Below are 17,581 nucleotides of genomic sequence, written 5' to 3'. Positions count from 1 at the left end.
GCTTATTCATAGACACAAACAACATCTCCACTGTTGGCCCCTTAAAACAAATTTATTACATCGACATATCACTATCAAAATCCTTTTAAACAAACCAGTATCAAGAACAACTATAACGTGAACTCGAAAGCGCATGTCACTGCCCAGCGAAGTGATACTCAGGGTCCGATTTCTTTCAGAGGTCAACTCACACACATCGACGATGTTTGACGCGCCCATCAGCACTGGGAGCTGGTAGCCCCACTCCTCACCTGGCAAGTGCCACAGGCTCACTGCTTATTGGGCGACTGCTTTGTCGACTTAACGCAATTGCCGAGGTGTGGCATTAAGCATTTTCTTCATCAATCGCCGCAAAGATGTGGCATCCCGGTATCCGACGCGCTCGGCAATAGTATCGACCGAGTATTTACTGTTTGCCAGCAACTCACGGGCCTTATTGGCCTGGACACGCTGGATCAGCCGTAACGGGCTATAGCCGGTAGCCTTGTGTATGTGTCGAGATAACGTTCGCTCTGACAAGCCAAAGTCGAATGCAAGTGTACTCACGCTAATGGTCGCGGGTAGCGAGGCTTCGATATGAGCCGTCAGCTTTGCGATCAGTTCATTTCCCTGAGCCATCATTGCCGGGACCATGAGGGGCGATTGCAACTGTCGGGCGTCTATCAGTAGCGTTCGTGCAACGGCATCTGCCAGCGCCGGGGAAAAATAACTGCGCAGAAGTTGCAGCATCAAATCGCTGTGACCTAACGCTGCGCCTGCGGTAAGCAACGGGGGATCAGAGATGACCATGCGATCAGCATCTACCTGGCACTCCGACGCCCACTGCTGGAGCAAGGGTGCCATCCACCAGCAAGTGGTAACACAGCGCCCAACGAGCACATTCGCAGCCTGCAACACGAATACTGCAGAACATGAGGCAGCTACGGTACCCCCAGCCCTTATATGAGCCTGTAATGCCGGCACCAGCGATGTAATGTCCGGCTGTTGCAACCGCTGCTCAATCAAGGCTACGTCCGCTATGCCGATGCCCGGAATGATCCAGCATGAGCGGTCATCAGCGTCGGTAACCAAAGGCTGAAGAAAAATGTGCATGCCTTGGCCGAGCGGAACGCGATCCGTACTCAGTCCACAGACTTGCCAACGTGGGGCGGCAATGCCCAATCGCTTGGCGAGGATCGCTGCCGTCGAAAGGATATCCAGGGTCAGTGCGACACTGGAGGCAAAGGCGCCCTCAACTACCACAATTTTGAAATCATTCATTGGCTGATTATGCACGAAAGATGTCAATTCGGTCGCTGGCTGCGACGCTTCAGTGCTGGCTCAATAACGACTCCATTTCATTGAGCGTTAATCTGTATGCCCAATATTCTGATCAAAGTGCCTCAAGGTTCATTTACTTACGAACAACAGGCACTGCTTAGCGAAGCGATTACGAAAGAAGCAGTCGAGGTCGAGCAAATGGGCAGCGATCCACGTCAACGGAGCTTGTGCTGGACGCTAATTGAAGAAGTGCCTAGCGGTTCCTGGAAATGTGGTGGGGTGGATGTCAGCGCTCAAGCCATTCCTTGCATCATCCAGGTCAAAATCCCCAGTGGAGTACTTAGCAAGGCCATGCGAGACGACTACGTCCAGCGCCTGCATCAAGCGGTAAGCCGGTCTAAAGAAACTAACGACCACAGAGTCATCATGACGTCGATCATCCTTGAAGAGATCAACGATGGGTTTTGGGGAGCCAACGGGGCAATCTGGTCTTTGATCGATTTCGCTCAGGCGGCCGGGTACCGACATCTGCAGGGACTGAGGGGGGAGTAATACAGCAAAGATTCATTGATCTGGTACGACATGCAGAGCGCCAGCTCGAGTTGCCGCATCAGGGTCGATAGCTGCCAGTCACAAAGGACAGCTATCGAGCCACAGGTTCTTGTTATTTCAGCCAGGAAGCAGGTCAAAATTGGCAGCAAATCCACTTTTAACCAGTCCAATGATCCTATGCAACTGTATCCAGTCTTGCTGAACCTGGAGGCAACAGCGTCAGCCAAGTTTGCGCGAGCTTGTCGGTCTCGATTCAATGAAGCTGTATGCCCGTAGGCGTGTGAGTTAATCGCTCCGGCGTCCTGCCGATAAATACTTCCTCTTTATTTCAGCAAAATGGTGCGCCTGGAGGCCCATCACCTCATGTGCGTAATTGCATGGACTTGACCAGCCATTTGCATTCGACTTGACCAGTTGTTTGCATGGAATCTGACCAGCCCACGGGGTGGGCCTTGACCGGAAGAAATCGACCCGTAGCCGCCGACCAGCACGCAGCTCTGACTGACGGCTTTCCGCGCGGGAACAGACATTTAGTGATATGAACTGGATCGCCTCGACATGGGCTATCGGCGATAGACAGCCAGTCGATTCTGTCGAGCGCAAGCGGTAACCCAGACATCCGCGTTCTAGCTGCTTATCGTGAAGGCGGAATTTTCCGTCACAATTTTCAGCAGAAAATCCATGACTGCCCGTACTTGCGGCGAACGGCGGAGGTCCCGATGAACGGCCATCCAGATCTCTCGCGAAAACTGTTCGCCATCGTATGCGACGCGTTGCAGCTTGGCATCGGTATCTGCCAGGAAGCACGGTAGGCCAGACACGCCGGCGCCTGCTTGAGTTGCTGCCAGATGACCATTGATATCGCTGATTTCGCAAGCAATGGGTCTACCCCTTGCAATGCTCATCAACCACTTCTGCTGTGGCATGTCCGCGAATCCGGCATCGTAGGCAATGAACTCCCAGGCAGATGGATTGTGCAGGTGCGGATAGTCTCTGCTCGCGTAAAGGTCGAACGACATACGCCCCAGCTTGCGTACCACGCTGGTGACTTCCTCGGGCCGAACCAGCCTTAAGGCGATATCTGCCTCCCTTCGACTAAGAGAAACCTGCCGCGCCTGGGCAGAAACAGACAGTTTTACGCCGGGGTGTGCAAGTCGGAAGTCCGCCAGATGCTTCACCAAAAAATTGGCCACTAGCACAGGCGGTGCGCTCAGCGTGACCTTGCCGCTCAGCGGTGAACGGCTGGCATCCAGGTATCGCTCAATCGCGTAAGCGTCTTCTTCCATTCCCTGCGCCAATTCAAACACCCGTTGACCAACGGGGGTGAGCTTGCACGCCCTGGGGAGACGTTCAACCAAGCGGGTCTTCATCTGGTCCTCCAGTGCACTCAAGCGTCGGCTCACCGTCGCGTGATCAACCTTCAGCATGCGAGCAGCCCCCGACAACGTACCGATGCGGGCGACAGCCAGGAAATGACGAATATTTTCCCAATCGAACATCTGTGCATTTTCTCAAGGATGGCTTGCAGTTATATGGAATATTCGCACAAAGCCAACATGCCTAATATCGGAACGTCTTCAACCGATAAGGTTTATTCCATATGAGCATGTCCATGAGCCGCAATCAGTGCGGCACCCTCGCTGCCGCAGGATTGGGCTTTGTTGTCGTTTTACTTGATGTCAGCGTCGTCAACGTCGCGCTTGATGCTTTGCGAAGCCGCTTCGATACTGGCGTGGCGGGCCTGCAATGGGTTGTCAATGCGTATACGCTCGCGTTCGCGTCGCTCCTCCTCACAACGGGAGCTTTAGGCGACCGCTTCGGCGCAAAACGAATCTTCACTGTAGGATTCGCAGTCTTCACGCTGGCATCAATCGGGTGTGGAATCGCCAACTCGCTGCCGTTTCTCGTGGCCGCACGCGTAGCACAGGGTATTGGCGCCGCATTGCTGGTGCCCAATTCGCTGGCGATGCTGCGCCAGGCGTTCCCGAATACTGAGCAGAGAAACCGTGCTGTGGGCTGGTGGGGCGCGGCGGGAGGAATTGCGCTTGCCGCAGGGCCAGTCTTGGGCGGCCTGCTGGTAACGCATGTAGGTTGGCGCAGCATTTTCCTGATTAACCTACCGATCGGCGTCGTGGGCGTAGCTCTCACTTTTCGTCATGCGGTTGCCGTCGTATCGACTCATGGTCGCAGTATTGATCTTCCAGGCCAATTGGTGGCTATTCTGGCGTTGATAGCTTTGACTGTGAGCCTCACCGAAGCAGCCCGGTTAGGATGGCATCACCCTCTGGTTTATGGTGCGATGCTGCTTTGCGTTGTTGCCACCCTGGCCTTTCTCTGGTTGGAGTCACGGAGCACAGAGCCAATGCTCCCACTGGCACTTTTTCGAACGGCTACGTTCTCTGCAGCGTCAGCAGCCGGCGTCGTCGTGAATTTTGCCTACTATGGTTTGATCTTTGTTTTTAGTCTCTTCTTTCAGATAGAGCAGCAGTTGTCGGCTCAATGGACCGGCCTCGCTTTTTTGCCCATGACAGTTGTTCTAATGGGAGTGAACATCCTGGCAGGCCGGCTGCTCAACCGTGTCGGCCCAAAGAAACTCATGATTGTTGGCATGTTAATCGCCGCGTCAGGCTATCTGCTTCTGCTGCCGGTCAGCATAGACGGTTCGTACTGGATGCTGGTCGTGCCAATGCTGATTGCCGCAAGTGGCATTGCCGTCATGGTACCAACCATGACAAACATCACACTGTCATCCGTGGATGCCTCACGCTCCGGTATCGCATCGGGAATACTGAACTCTGCGAGGCAGGTCGGCGGGATGTTAGGCGTGGCGGTATTCGGTTTTTTTGTGCGCGATACTCACCCTGAAGCATTCATGCACGGAATGCATCTTTCCATCATGACCGCTGCGGCGCTCCTGCTGCTCGGTAGCGTTGTGTGCCTGTATGGAATACGAGTACCACGGCCCGGGCACATTGAGACCACTCCGAAGATTTTTGCCCCTGACAGATAAAGCTGGAGTCCTCAGGTGTGCGATTCCGTGTTAATAGCAATGACTTATGTTGGCCTGTAAGCGGACACGCTGAATTTTAGGCTGAACGGCTGCTGTTGGCCGAAAACGTCCGTCAGCGAATGACTCTTATCGGCCATAAGCGGTCAGTTAGCGTTGATGGGGCGGCGTATTGACCTGTAGCTTAAGGAGATTCGTACGAGGAGGCTACACACGGCCTCTCAAGTCGCCCTCTCCGATTGCTGGAACCGGAGAAGCCGAACCTTTAGCTTAACCATTTGGCCCTATTCGATCGCAGGCAACCAAACATGACTGAACACTCGCTGCACTCTTCATACCGTGAAAAGCTAATCGAGCATTTGCTTATTGGTGAGTTATTGAAATTTTCATGGAAAGCCAAAGACTTCAGTCTTGAAATATCTAAACCCGAGGTCGACAGATCTGGCTACGATATCATTGCCGAAGCAAATGGCATAATTAGACACATTCAACTCAAAGCCACATTTATTGGGTCGAAGACGGCAACACATAAAATCCATATTTCGCTGGCAAAGAAACCGTCTGGCTGCGTAGTTTTAGTTTACTTCAATAATGAAACACTTGAACTTGGACCATATTATTATTTTGGCGCTTGCCCTGGCCAACCACTAGCCAGTCTAGAGAGTCTAAAAACCGCCAAACACACAAAAGGTAATGCCGCCGGTTTAAAATCAGAAAGGCCGAATATCCGCATATTGAACAAGGGCAGTTTCGTTGAATTGAAAACCATACATGAGTTATACAGCCAACTATTTGGAAACACCTAATAATGGTTAAAGCCGTTCGCTTCGCTCCTTAAGGAGGGAGAAGCAGCCCCCCTTAGCTTAACGCTCGTCATCGACTGCAATGGATCGATTTCTGCCCTTCGCGACAGGCAGAAATCGGCCAAAAGCAGCCTCTCAACGCGTCGCACATTGACCTCTGCGAAGAAAATCTTTAAGCGCCGCCTGATAGAGCGTCAATGGCTGATTGCCCGTATTGAAGAGTGCAAACGGAATCATCGTGAGATGTGAAAACGACGTGGAGTTTATCGAGTAGGTTTTCTGCCTGCAAAAGCGCTGGTCCTTATTCAATATAAAATCAAACTTGAAAAGGTTTGTCCGCGTACACCAACTGGGGATCAAACCCAGACTCAGACCCGTCAAGTAATCTTGTCCGCAAGCGCCGCCAGATGAAAACTCCGAGATCTTTATTTCTAATGCCGGCAGGCTCGGGGCGGCAAGGCTGGAGCTCTTATCCTGTGCATCGGGAATAACGTTGAGTGTCGCTGAGTATGCGTCCTTGCCGAAGCGACTGTCTTTCCATGGGGAGTTTATTGCGTAACTGAAGCTGGAGATGATTTCTTGTGTTTCGGGTTCAACGGGTTCGTTGATTGTCGGCTGGGACGAATAAGATGTGCAGCCGCAACAGAGTATCGCAATGCTGACAAACACAAACCCGTTGGCTTTTAAGCGACGCATACTCAGTTTTCCCTAACTATCAATTAGCCAACATACCTGTCACTTAACGCCGTATAGCATCTTATCTACACGCTGGACGGCTGAATCAGCATAACAGGGCAGACTGTACGCGCGACACTTCGGGAGAGAGAAAAGGCCGCCGCCATGCTTTCTTTACCCCAACCCAGTGCGAACCCGCGAACGTTGAAGGCAAACGCAGAACGACAACACCTGCCCAAGCTGTCCAGCAGCTCCTATTGGCCGATTTCTGCCTGTCGACGACCTCAGTAGTGGGTCGACTGCTGCCTGTTATGGCCACCCAGTCCGCTGGTCAAATCCAATGCAAAGGATTGGTCAAGTCGAATGCAATGGGTGGGTAAGTGCAATGCAAACGGGTGGTCAGGTTGAGCGTAATTCCCCATCATGCGCAATCGACTGAATACCTAACCTTTTGCAATGGAGCACGAAGCTCAGTTCGTGCGAAAATTCACCAACTTCCGAATCAATATGGGTGTTGAAATGGTGCGTTTGCTTGCGGTCTCGGGGAGTCTGCGCCAGGCCTCCTCCAACTCGATTTTGCTACGTGCGGCTGAGCGTCTATGCCCCGAAGGGGTATTGCTCATTCATTACGAAGGTATTGATAAATTGCCTCACTTCAATCCGGATCTGCTCGAGGATCCCCCCGAGGCAGTCGCAGAGTTATGCTCAATTGTTGGGCAGGCGGATGGGCTGTTAATTTCATGTCCCGAGTACGCTAGAGGCATTCCCGGCTCATTCAAGAACATGCTCGATTGGCTCGTGAGCAGTGAAGAGTTCCCAGGCAAGCCAGTAGCGCTTTTCAACGCATCGCCCAGAGCCAGTCACGCGCAAGCCGCATTGCGGCTGGTCCTGGAGACGATGTCAGCTCGTATCATCGAGGAGGCGTCTATTACCGTTAACCTCCTGTCTAGCCGCTTGAGCGCCGAAAGCATTACCGCCGATCCGGTGCTGGGCCCAGTGATTGGTACTGCGCTCGGAGCCTTTAAACACCGCCTCGAAAATCAACATCTTTGACGCTCCGGCACGGGTTCCAGCGGCAGGCTCGGCGGCGTAACACATCCGCCTGCTAGCGCGCCTCAGTCACACCAGCTCTTGCATGCACCCACTCGGTTATCGTTTCAAGGGCACCTGGGGCGTAGGCATGACGACTTTCCATCAGAAACCTCAGCGTAGTGAACCAGGGCCATTCGCTGGTGAGTTGTGTGTTGTAGGGAGCCGTCTTCAGGAGCCCATGAGTTGCATCCGGGATGACGTCAATCCGGTTGGCGGGATGGTTGCCTCCTGCAGTCTTTCGGTAGATCTCTGCGTTGACCTCCGAATTTACATTCAGATCGTCCGCGCCCCACAACGCAAGCACTGGAACCTTGAGCTCTTGCAAATCATGGGTTGCATCCTGGTGAAGATTTCGCCGTACAAAAGCCCACCGCTCTGGACTCATACTGCCCAGCAGGGCAATTGGTGGCACCTGCGAAGAGGCAAACAAACGCTCGTCGGCTGCCGCCATCTGCGCCATCACACGTTCGACATCTGGCTCTGACATCCCTGTGCGTTGCAACCGCGTCCTGGTGTAATAGTCTCCTTGTCGCTGCCAGGACACGGCGCCTCCAACAAGCACAATAAAGTCCGCTTCAGTTGGTCCAAGGCGAGGTAATACCCAACCGGCTTGCGAAAATCCAAGCACACCTACCGGGATGCCTTGCAGCTTGCTTCGCAGGGTAGAGACCGCGCTGCGCGCGTTCACATAGCGGTCAGTCATAGACTGACTGAGCCAATTTCCTTGTGACCCCCCAATACCCGGCTTATCCCACGAAACAACCGCAATGCCAGCATCCAAAAGAGCGTTGATGAGTGGGTCGTAACCTTGTTGCGACGTGCGATCTTGTGGGCCATCCCCGTGCACCAGAACGACTGCCGCTATTGCAGCTTGATCGGGAAGCCAAAGCGTACCTGCCAGGAGTAATCCATTGGCTTCGAATGAAAAAGGCTCGCTTACTCTGCGATCCAGACCATAAGTATCAAGCCGCGAGAGAACAAAAAAAGCGATAGCCATGACGAGACAAACAATGGAAATCAACCATCCGCGATAGCGCTTCATCCAGATTACTTTATGCATAGTCACTACCTTTCAGGTTTCATGAACTGCAGCCAATCGAGCCAAATTGTCAGTACCGGATCAAGCCGGGCTTATGGTTTGTTACGCCGCGCCAGGGCTGCGTATTGCCATGGGCAACCATGCGTTGGGCGGCCGCAATAGATGGAGCCTTTGCCAAATATGGGATGTCGCCTGTCGGCTCACAGAAAGATCCTTTTGCTGCATTGCTTGACTCTGCGTGGGAGCTGCCAAATAATAGACTAAGTAGTCTATCTAGTAAATAAAGATACAGCCCTGCACCGCGGAGATGACATGAGAAAAGTTGATCCTGATAAATACCAGGCCAAGCTGCACCAGATCCTCGAGGCAGCTGTAGTGTGCTTCGCCGAGAAAGGCTTTCGCGGCACTTCGACCAACCAGATCTGTTCAGCTGCGGGTATGAGCCCTGGCAACCTGTTTCACTACTTCCCCAGTAAACAGGCAATCATTGAGGCCATAGCGGAGGAAGATCGACGCGAAATGAGCGAGCGCTTCGCCCAACTTGCCGCAGAACCCGATGCAATCGTGGCGATTGAGCGCTTGGTCAACAGCCTCTTGCTGCAGTGCGCCGATCCGGTCTACGCCAAGATCGGCGTTGAGGTGGTCGCCGAATCCATGCGCAACCCTGAAATAGCAACGCTGTTCGCTGCCAGCGAAGCAGCAATCAAAAACGATCTGGTCGCGCTTCTGCAACGGGGCATCGTCCAGGGTCAGATCGATGCCACCCTAGAGCCGAAGTTTGCCGCCACTTGGCTAATAGCCCTTATTGATGGTGCAGTCACCCGCTCTGTGCTGGATCCGGACTTCGAGCTCAGTACCTATACGCCAACGCTGATGCGCATGATCAGACGATTTCTTGAATAGGCCATTTCTCTAGGTTCACTGCCTGCTTGACGCCCCTTCTCCAGTAAACGCTGGAGCGGCACGGGTGCGCGCGTCAAGCCCTACTCTCCGTCATTGCGACGTGCTTTTTCGGACTACCTCAATGAAAACTCCGATGAACCCGAACCTCGCCCTTGCTAGTGCGTCACGCTCTCACCGCTTGTGGCTTTGGGCGGGTGTCAGCCTGCTGCTGGTCAGCTTGGGAGCATGGCTCCTCTGGCCTTCCTACGAACCAGCGGCATCGGTAATACCTCCACTGCGCGTCAGCACAGTCACGGCAGGCCCTGCGATGCTCGATAGCTCTTTGCTCCTGAATGGAACGCTCGCTGCACGCGAGGAAATTGCGATCAGTTCCTCCTTGCCGGAGCAGCGTGTGGCAGAGGTAAAAGTAGAGGAAGGAGACAGTGTCCAGGCTGGTCAGTTGCTGGCGAGGCTGGAAACTCAAAGCCTGGACGCGCAAGTTCGTCAAGCCAAAGCAGTGTGGGCGCGTGCCTGTGCAATAGTCGCCCAGCAGGAAGCTGTCAAAGCTGAGTCAGAAGCCAGCTTCAAACGCATCGAACTGCTGAGCGGAAGCGGAGCGGTCAGTGAGCAGCAGGTAGATCAGAGTCGTGCTCAAGCGTTCACTGCAGCGGCTAGTCTTCGGGCAGCACGCGCCGAAGTTGAACAAGCGTTCGCGCAACTGGTCGACGCTCGCCACCAGCGGAGCAAGGCCGACATCCAGGCGCCCTTTGCAGGCGTTATCGCGGAGCGCACGGCACGTGCAGGCTCGTTGAGCGGTGGCGATCCCCTGTTCCGGTTGATTAGAGAGGGGCTCATCGAATTCGAGGGTGAGGTGGCGGAAACCGATCTGATCGACATTGAACCAGGACAAACGCTTCACGTTCAAATTACCGGGATTACTTCCCCCGTGAAGGGAACCCTTCGATTGGTCGCCCCAAAGGTTGATGCCAGATCCCGGCTCGGCCGCGTGCGCATTGCGTTGAGCGACTCTCAACTGCTTCGCGTCGGCACCTATGCTCAAGCAACGCTAGGCCTGGAACGACGCAAGCTCGACGTGACTTTGCCGGCTCGGGCGGTTTCTGTCATCGATACCAATCTTGCCTCCGTGATGCAGGTCGATGACAAGGGGATCATCGTGCGCAGGATGGTGACAACCGGTCGGCGCAGCGGTGCCTTACTGGAAATCACCTCGGGCTTGCAAGCGGGCGAGCGGGTAGTGGCAAATGCGTCCGCTTTTGTGCGCGAAGGAGATGTTGTGACCACCTCCGACGCCGATGCACATCTGACCGAGGAAACACCGTGAATTTCCAGATGTCATCTTGGGCCATTCGCCAGCCCATTCCCACGCTGGTTCTGTTCTTGTTACTGGCTGTCGTCGGCATAAGCGCATTTATCGACTTACCCATCAACGCGAATCCGCGAGTGGACTTTCCCGTCGTCACCGTGGCTGTCACCCTGCCGGGAGCCGCGTCGAGCGAGTTGGAAAATGCTGTCACCCGCCGCGTAGAAAATGCCATTGCCGGGCTTGCCGGTATCCGGCATATGAGTTCAACGCTGAGCGACGGCACCTCTTTGACCACGGTTGAATTTCAACTCGGCGTCGATCCCGATCGCGCAACGAGTGACGTGCGTGAGGCCGTCACCGAGGTGCGCGCTGAATTGCCGCCAGCCGTACTGGAACCACGCATTTCACGAGTAGATGTAGAAGGCGGCGCGATCCTCTATTACGCAGTCGATTCCGCTGAGCGCAGTACCGTGGAGCTTTCGTGGTTCGTGGACGATACCGTCAGCCGAGCATTGCTCACGACACCCGGCGTACAGCGGGTACAGCGCATGGGAGGCGTGAACCGTGAAATCCTGATTGAACTCAAGCCGGATCGTCTTGCAGCACTAGGCATCAGCGCCGAACAGGTCAACACACAATTGGTGCAGAGCAATGTGGATGTACCTGGCGGACGCATCATTCTTTACGGCCGCGAACAAACCATTAGAACGCTGGGTAGCGCCGCAAGCGTAGAGGCGCTCGCGACTCGTCCAATTTCTCTACCAGGGGCGCGGTGGGCCACCTTGGGCGACCTTGCGACCGTGCGCGACGCCAGTAGCGAGAGCCGGGAACTTGCCCGGTTAAATGGCCGGGAAGTTGTCGGCTTTGCCGTTTATCGCACCAAAGGTTCCAGCGATACCGTGGTTGCTCAGGGCGTTGAAGACACCATTGCTGGCCTGCAACGGAGCTATGGCGATCTCAAGATCCAACTGTTCGCCTCCACGGTAGACCACACCCGCTCAAGCTACAAAATGTCCATGATGACCCTGTTGGAAGGCGCAGGGTTGACGATCATCGTGGTGTTCTTCTTCTTGCGCAACTGGCGCGCCACCTTGGTCGCGGCCATTGCGCTACCGCTGTCGATTCTCCCTACATTCGCCGCCATGGCGTTGCTGGGCTACACCCTGAACAGCATCACCTTACTGGCCTTGACATTGGTTATCGGTATTCTGGTCGATGATGCCATTGTCGAAATTGAGAACATTGAGCGCCATCTGGATATGGGCAAACGTCCGTTCCGGGCCGCGATTGATGCTTCCAGTGCGATAGGCTTCGCGGTCGTTGCCATCACCGCTACCATTGTGGCGGTGTTTCTTCCGGTCAGTTTCATTGGCGGCTACATTGGACGCTACTTCACACAGTTCGGCATTACGGTTTCCGTGGCCGTGCTGGCCTCTATGCTGGTCGCAAGACTAGCAACACCGCTTCTCGCTGCCTATCTGATGCAGCCAAAGTCTGGAGTGGAGTCAGTTGTTCATGCCAGGCACGCCCAGCCAGGCAAGTTGATGGCACGCTATCTAAGATTGTTGGAGTGGTCACTTCAGCATCGCCGTGCAGCACTAGGAGCCGGGGTAGCGTTCCTTCTGGGCTCGCTTCTTTTGATTCCTTTGCTCCCTACGGGCTTCCTGCCCGTTAGCGATCTGAGCCTTACACAAGTCAACGTCGAGATGACACCGGGTGTACCACTGACTCAGACCGACCAAAAACTGCGAGAAGTCGGCAGCAAGATCGCCCAACACAAGGAAGTGATTACCGTATTTACGTTAGCTGGAGGACAGGATGCTGCGGGTGTGAATGATGTCACGAAGGGCATGCTTCTGGTCCGCCTCAAGCCCCCGAGCGAACGGGAGCTGGATCAAAAAGGGTTCGAACACTCGTTACAGCAAGACCTGAATCAGTTCGATGACATACGATTCACATTCCAGGGGGGCAGCGATACACGTGATGTTTCCATAATCCTGCTCAGCGCGGATCCCAAAGAGCTGTCAGAGACAGCGAACGAACTTAAGCGACAAATGCGAGGCGTCGCAGGCATCGTCAATACTCAAGTCAACGAGCCGCTTGCCCGTCCGGAATTGTTGATCCTGCCCCGCCTTCACGAGGCGGCACTTGTGGGCATATCTGCTGCCAGTATCGGAAATATGATTCGCATAGCCACGCTCGGCGAAGTTGACGCAAGCTCTGCTCGATTCAACCTGCCCGATCGCCAGATACCTATTCGCGTTGCACTGGATGAGCGCTCACGCAGTGATCTGGAAATTCTTCGAAATCTGCACATTCCAACCGGCGATGGCAGTAGCGTTCCTCTTCACGCCGTCGCCACACTCGACTTCGCGGATGGACCCGCTCGTATCGAGCGTTTTGACCGTCTTCGACGGGTGTCGGTGGATGCGGACCTGAGCTCTGGCGTCACCCTTGGCGACGCCCTGGACGGCATCAATACCTTGCCTGTACTGCAGACACTGCCTGAGAGCGTGCACCGTGTTGAATATGGCGATGCCGAGTACATGAGTGAGATGTTCGACAAGTTTGGGGTTGCCATGGGTTTTGGCATCCTGATGGTGTATGCCGTCCTCGTGTTGCTATTCAAGGACTTTCTGCAGCCCATCACTATCCTGGTCGCGCTTCCTCTGTCCATCGGTGGCGCCATTCTAGGCCTGCTGCTCTATGGCGCAGCACTCGACCTTCCCGCGATCATCGGCATCTTGATGTTAATGGGCATCGTCACGAAAAACTCTATTCTTCTGGTCGAGTTCGCCAATGAAAAGCGCCGCGAAGGCGTTTCGCGCAAAGACTCACTTCTGCGTTCAGGAGCAGAGCGTGCCCGCCCTATCATCATGACGACAATCGCCATGGCCGCCGGCATGGTCCCCGCGGTTCTCAGCAGTGGTGCCGACAGCGGCTTTCGGGCGCCGATGGCGATTGCTGTGATTGGGGGGCTGATCACGTCGACTGTCCTGAGTCTGGTATTCGTTCCGGTGGTGTTCACTTATATGGACGACTTGCGCATGTATCTCGCACAAAAATTAACCCGATTGACCTCGGTCACCGAGATGGATCGCAAGGAAGATGATTCGTTAGTGTAACGATGGACCACTTGCGTATTTCATCGACCTGGAGTTGGCAGTCTTGGACGTTACTATGGCGCATCTGTGTGGCTAATCGCAGCAGGCGCTAGCCTGCCACGCCCGTGCAGCCCATTCGCTGCCCGCCATCAGGGCCAGGATGATCAGCAGCACCCCGCCCCACTTCACCGCATCGATCTTCACGCCAACACCTTAAGCGCACTGGCATACAGCGCCTGCCGATCGGCCGCGCCGTTCTGGCCACCGTTGATACGCTGGGTGATCTTGTCGAACTGGCCAGCGTCAGCAAGCATGTTCAAAGCAATGGAACACTTCACTTTCCTGCGCTCAATAAAAAGCCCCGTAGAACAAGGTCTACGGGGCTTTCGAATGTGGAGGCCGAAGCCGGAATCGAACCGGCCTTTCGAAGGGCAATTTCGCTCAAACCGAAATTACCCGGACACAACAGACTCAATGAAGCCGAGGGGTGTTTTCTCGACGCAATGACCTATCAATTTACAACGTGTACGAGATTCCGACCTGCACGGTTCTCGGCGCCCCCGGATAGGCGTAAACGTTGCCGAACGAACCCTCCTCATAGTCCTCGTCAGTCAGGTTTTTAACATCCAGATTAAGCCTGATCTGGTCGTTGACCTTGTAGTAGCTCAGCAGATCGACGACGGTATAGCTGCCCATCGAAAAAGCTGTGTTGGCCGTCTGCCCCGCACGCTCATCGACGTACTTCAGGCCGGTGCCAAGGCCAAGACCCTTCAGTGCGCCATCCTGGAACTCATAGACATTGAGCAGGCTGAAACTGTTTTTCGGAATGTTCGCCAGGCGGGTACCGGACTGGATGACGTTGTCCTTGGTTACCTCGGCATTAACATACGCATAGCCACCGATTACTCGCCATTGCGGGGTCAGGTTGCCGGCAACGTTCAGGTCGAAACCACGGCTGCGCACCTCGCCCGCTGCCACGCTGAAGGTCGAGACCACAGGATCGGTGGTGAGCACGTTGCTCTTTTCGATCTGATAGATCGAAGCGTCGACACTCAACTGATCGTCCAGCGCTTCCCATTTGATACCAAGTTCATACGACTTGCCCTTTTCCGGATCAAAACCACCGCCCTGGCGACTGGCACCGGTATTGGGTTTGAACGAGCGAGCCGCGTCGGCATAGATGGCCACGGTGTCGGTGAGGTCATAAGTCACTCCCACGCGCGGGGTCACGGCATTACCGCTGGCTTCCCAGCTTTTGCCGTCCTGCACGAAGGTTTCATAGTCATGATCAAAGCGCTCGAAACGAGCACCGGCCAGGAGTTTCAAGCGCTCGGTCAAGACCACCTGATCCTGAAGAAAAGTGGCGTAGGTCTTGAGGTTTTCCTTGTCGTTCGTCGGGGTTCGGGTCAATGCAGGACGAGGTTGACCATACACCGGGTTGAAGATATCAATCGGGTAGGCACTCACTTCCCCGCTGGAGCGCTGGATGATCGACTTGTAGTCGTAATCTTCGTACTCGATTCCTATCAGCAACGTGTGATCAAAGCCGCCTGCGGTGAAGTGCCCGGTGAGGTTGAGCTGGGTGTCCTTGTCCGTCCACTCCAGCTTGCGGTAGTTGAAGTTACGGCCCAGGGTACGTCCGTCTGGGGCCACACCGTTGGCTTCAATGGCATTCCCCTTCAGGGTGCCGTCGAGCCATTGGAACCCACCGCCCAACGTCCAGTTATCGCTCAACACGTGCTCGAAACGCAGCTGCGCCATGTTGTTGTCGTTGTGCAATTTGCCAACGTCTTTTTCGCCGAAGAAGGTGTCGCGTGAAGCGGTGCCGATTTGATTGGGATAGCGCGTCACACCGCGATCCAGCGGGTGATTATTGCGCATGAAGTCGCCTTCAAAAATCACTTTGGTATCGTCAGTGGCCTGCCAGGAAATGACCGGCGTCACGCCGTATCGTTCGCCCTCGACATGATCACGAAAGGTGTCACCACCCTCACCCACCACATTCAAGCGATAAGCCAGACGCCCTTCTTCGTCGAGCGGGCCGGACGCATCCAGCGTGCCACGTTTCATTCCCTGGTCATCGAGTTGGCTACCCAGGGTGACCGTTGGCACCGCCAGCGGCTGTTTGGAAATGACGTTGAACGTACCGCCCGGATCTCCACGGCCATAGAGCATGGTCGCCGGCCCCCGGAGCACTTCGAGTCGCTCGATAGTGTTCGCATCCGGCATGTTTGGGTAGCCACGGTTGATCGGGAAACCGTTGCGATAAAACTCACCGGTCGTAAACCCGCGCACCGTAAACGTGGTTAGGCCCTGGCCACCAAAGTTGTTGGCACGCCCCACTCCGCCTGCATAATCCAGCGCATCCTGCAATCGCGTGGCACTGATGTCCTCTACAACATCTTTGCTCACCACGCTGATGGACTGCGGCGTCTCATGGATCGAAGTGTCGGTACGCGTGGCGCTCGCCGAACGGCTTGCGCGATAGCCGTCCACTGGCCCCAGCGCGGTTTCAAAGTCTGGTGTGCCGACGACTTCAGTGGCCTGCAACTCCAGGCTGGGTTTATCGGCTGCAGGTTGCTCTGCCCAAGAGGAAGCGGAAAACGCCTGAAGCACACAGATGGAAACCAGAGTACGACGCATCGAGGGAACCTTGTGATATAGCCATATAGGACGGCATACGTGCCAATTTAACGCGGCGTATGTTATATCCAAACCATATGTACTGATACGCATTTGTATTTGATTTTTTCTGAATAGGTGCTGTTGCGGTCATTCTTGGGCAACAAAACACAACTCTTCATTCGTCAATCAATGCAACTGCCCGCTATGGGTCGGCTAGCGAGTGGATAGATGGTCTGAGGTATGCAGCCGGCTAGGGAAAAGGCAGTTCTCGCTGCGTAGCTGGGCCTGTTGCACCGCTCCCAACTCGTTCCAACCGCAGCTGTATAAATTCCAGCAATGCCCGAACCCGCGCCGTCACGGAATGCCGGTGGCTGTACGCGCCAAGCAATTGCAGCGGCGCTGGGCGCAGGTCCAGCGACACTTCCCGCAATCGGCCCGCGGCAAGATCTTCCTGGCATGGATGGGCTGCTACTATCGCGAAACCGATGCCTTGCCGCGCGCCTGCCAACGCAAGTTCTCCGCTGTTGACACGATAGCGACTACGCACAGATACCTTCACGATTTCGCCTGTGGCGTCGAGAAACATCCAGGGCTGGCCCTTCAATGCGCTCAGAGTAGTAATGCACGGTAAGGACTCAAGCTCGCGCACTTGGCGCGGAGTTCCCGTTTTGGCTAACAGAGCGGGCGCCGCAACCACAATGCTGGGTAGCGTAGCGAGTTCGCGGGTGATGATGGTGCTGTCATCCTGGCGACCACGATGGAAGACAATGGAGAGGTCCACGTCTTCCCGTAGCGCTTCTATACCGGTCAGGCGCGTGTCGCACTCCAGTTCGACGCCGGGATGGAGGCTACAGAATTCGGCCAGGATAGGGGCTAGTAGCCTTGGCGCTTCGCCTGGCATGCACATCCTTAAGGGCCCCCGCAGTTCACGCTGCACCGCGCCAAGCTCTTCTTCAGTGGAGAGCAAGGAGTCGAGCAAAGGTTTGGCACGTTCGTAGAGAAGTCTGCCGGCTTCAGTCATGCGCAGGTGACGAGTACTGCGCTCCAGCAAGCGGACGCCCAATCTGCGTTCCAGCGAGGCAACGTGGCGGCTGACGTTAGAGGATGGCAGGGACAGTAGGCGCGCCGCACCGGCAAAGCTTTGTGCATCGACGACCGCCACGTATACACGGACGGTGTTCAGGTCGAGGGCATTGCGCATGATTGTCCCGATCAAGG

12 protein-coding genes and 2 pseudogenes are annotated in these 17,581 nt (G+C 55.1%); 7 read left to right on the top strand and 7 right to left on the bottom strand.

All coding sequences use genetic code 11. The features are described from left to right. Positions 1-300: 300 nt before the first annotated feature. Positions 301-1,260, bottom strand: coding sequence for a GlxA family transcriptional regulator (locus U5A05_RS10360; RefSeq protein WP_321836281.1), 960 nt, complete (start codon positions 1,258-1,260; stop codon positions 301-303). A gap of 96 nt (positions 1,261-1,356) precedes the next feature. Between U5A05_RS10360 and U5A05_RS10355 the strand changes: the two genes are divergently transcribed. After that, positions 1,357-1,812, top strand: a complete 456-nt coding sequence (locus tag U5A05_RS10355) for a tautomerase family protein (RefSeq protein ID WP_321836280.1) — start codon at positions 1,357-1,359, stop codon at positions 1,810-1,812. Between the two features lie 626 nt (positions 1,813-2,438). Here U5A05_RS10355 and U5A05_RS10350 read toward each other — a convergent pair. Continuing rightward, positions 2,439-3,311: a LysR family transcriptional regulator gene (locus tag U5A05_RS10350; RefSeq protein ID WP_261741994.1), complete on the bottom strand. Its 873-nt coding sequence runs from the start codon at positions 3,309-3,311 to the stop codon at positions 2,439-2,441. Between the two features lie 113 nt (positions 3,312-3,424). On the opposite strand from U5A05_RS10350, the gene U5A05_RS10345 reads away from it, so the two are divergent. Continuing rightward, on the top strand, positions 3,425-4,822 hold the full coding sequence (locus U5A05_RS10345) for an MFS transporter (RefSeq protein WP_321836279.1): 1,398 nt from the start codon (positions 3,425-3,427) through the stop codon (positions 4,820-4,822). A 305-nt stretch (positions 4,823-5,127) separates the two neighbouring features. Then, the gene (locus tag U5A05_RS10340) at positions 5,128-5,625 is read left to right on the top strand and encodes a hypothetical protein (protein WP_261741992.1); all 498 of its coding nucleotides are present in this window, start codon (positions 5,128-5,130) and stop codon (positions 5,623-5,625) included. Between the two features lie 132 nt (positions 5,626-5,757). On the opposite strand, the gene U5A05_RS10335 is transcribed toward U5A05_RS10340, so the two are convergent. Beyond that, positions 5,758-6,318 (bottom strand): hypothetical protein, encoded by a 561-nt coding sequence (locus U5A05_RS10335; RefSeq protein ID WP_321836278.1) that lies wholly within the window; start codon positions 6,316-6,318, stop codon positions 5,758-5,760. Positions 6,319-6,774: 456 nt separating this feature from the next. Between U5A05_RS10335 and U5A05_RS10330 the strand changes: the two genes are divergently transcribed. Further along, complete coding sequence (locus U5A05_RS10330; RefSeq protein ID WP_321836277.1) at positions 6,775-7,350, top strand: NADPH-dependent FMN reductase; 576 nt, start codon at positions 6,775-6,777, stop codon at positions 7,348-7,350. Positions 7,351-7,402: 52 nt separating this feature from the next. On the opposite strand, the gene U5A05_RS10325 is transcribed toward U5A05_RS10330, so the two are convergent. Next, positions 7,403-8,449 (bottom strand): alpha/beta hydrolase family protein, encoded by a 1,047-nt coding sequence (locus U5A05_RS10325; RefSeq protein ID WP_321836276.1) that lies wholly within the window; start codon positions 8,447-8,449, stop codon positions 7,403-7,405. A 291-nt stretch (positions 8,450-8,740) separates the two neighbouring features. Between U5A05_RS10325 and U5A05_RS10320 the strand changes: the two genes are divergently transcribed. From U5A05_RS10320 to U5A05_RS10310, 3 genes are all read left to right on the top strand, one after another. After that, the gene (locus tag U5A05_RS10320; RefSeq protein WP_321836275.1) at positions 8,741-9,331 is read left to right on the top strand and encodes a TetR/AcrR family transcriptional regulator; all 591 of its coding nucleotides are present in this window, start codon (positions 8,741-8,743) and stop codon (positions 9,329-9,331) included. Between the two features lie 121 nt (positions 9,332-9,452). Continuing rightward, complete coding sequence (locus tag U5A05_RS10315) at positions 9,453-10,652, top strand: efflux RND transporter periplasmic adaptor subunit (RefSeq protein ID WP_321836274.1); 1,200 nt, start codon at positions 9,453-9,455, stop codon at positions 10,650-10,652. Continuing rightward, the gene (locus U5A05_RS10310; RefSeq protein ID WP_321836273.1) at positions 10,649-13,759 is read left to right on the top strand and encodes an efflux RND transporter permease subunit; all 3,111 of its coding nucleotides are present in this window, start codon (positions 10,649-10,651) and stop codon (positions 13,757-13,759) included. The genes U5A05_RS10315 and U5A05_RS10310 overlap by 4 nt, the downstream gene beginning before the upstream one ends. A gap of 495 nt (positions 13,760-14,254) precedes the next feature. Here U5A05_RS10310 and U5A05_RS10300 read toward each other — a convergent pair whose 3' ends face one another. From U5A05_RS10300 to U5A05_RS10290, 3 genes and pseudogenes are all read right to left on the bottom strand, one after another. Further along, the gene (locus U5A05_RS10300; protein ID WP_321836272.1) at positions 14,255-16,381 is read right to left on the bottom strand and encodes a TonB-dependent siderophore receptor; all 2,127 of its coding nucleotides are present in this window, start codon (positions 16,379-16,381) and stop codon (positions 14,255-14,257) included. 198 nt (positions 16,382-16,579) lie between these two features. After that, a pseudogene (locus tag U5A05_RS10295) lies at positions 16,580-16,657 on the bottom strand (integrase); the annotation flags it as partial. A 37-nt stretch (positions 16,658-16,694) separates the two neighbouring features. Continuing rightward, positions 16,695-17,564 (bottom strand): annotated as a pseudogene (locus U5A05_RS10290) (LysR family transcriptional regulator); the annotation flags it as partial. Positions 17,565-17,581 lie beyond the last annotated feature (17 nt).

Origin of the sequence: Pseudomonas kulmbachensis (genome assembly GCF_963681935.1) — a bacterium.
GTDB lineage: Bacteria > Pseudomonadota > Gammaproteobacteria > Pseudomonadales > Pseudomonadaceae > Aquipseudomonas > Aquipseudomonas kulmbachensis.
The sequence above is the reverse complement of the archived record's forward strand: the minus strand, read 5'-3'. Positions and strand labels throughout refer to the sequence as shown.

Bases quoted from the DNA above. Each gene is read 5' to 3' on its own strand.
- U5A05_RS10360 (WP_321836281.1), bottom strand. From the start codon at position 1,260: ATGAATGATTTCAAAATTGTGGTAGTTGAGGGCGCCTTTGCCTCCAGT.
- U5A05_RS10355 (WP_321836280.1), top strand. From the start codon at position 1,357: ATGCCCAATATTCTGATCAAAGTGCCTCAAGGTTCATTTACTTACGAA.
- U5A05_RS10350 (WP_261741994.1), bottom strand. From the start codon at position 3,311: ATGTTCGATTGGGAAAATATTCGTCATTTCCTGGCTGTCGCCCGCATC.
- U5A05_RS10345 (WP_321836279.1), top strand. From the start codon at position 3,425: ATGAGCCGCAATCAGTGCGGCACCCTCGCTGCCGCAGGATTGGGCTTT.
- U5A05_RS10340 (WP_261741992.1), top strand. From the start codon at position 5,128: ATGACTGAACACTCGCTGCACTCTTCATACCGTGAAAAGCTAATCGAG.
- U5A05_RS10335 (WP_321836278.1), bottom strand. From the start codon at position 6,318: ATGCGTCGCTTAAAAGCCAACGGGTTTGTGTTTGTCAGCATTGCGATA.
- U5A05_RS10325 (WP_321836276.1), bottom strand. From the start codon at position 8,449: ATGCATAAAGTAATCTGGATGAAGCGCTATCGCGGATGGTTGATTTCC.
- U5A05_RS10320 (WP_321836275.1), top strand. From the start codon at position 8,741: ATGAGAAAAGTTGATCCTGATAAATACCAGGCCAAGCTGCACCAGATC.
- U5A05_RS10315 (WP_321836274.1), top strand. From the start codon at position 9,453: ATGAAAACTCCGATGAACCCGAACCTCGCCCTTGCTAGTGCGTCACGC.
- U5A05_RS10300 (WP_321836272.1), bottom strand. From the start codon at position 16,381: ATGCGTCGTACTCTGGTTTCCATCTGTGTGCTTCAGGCGTTTTCCGCT.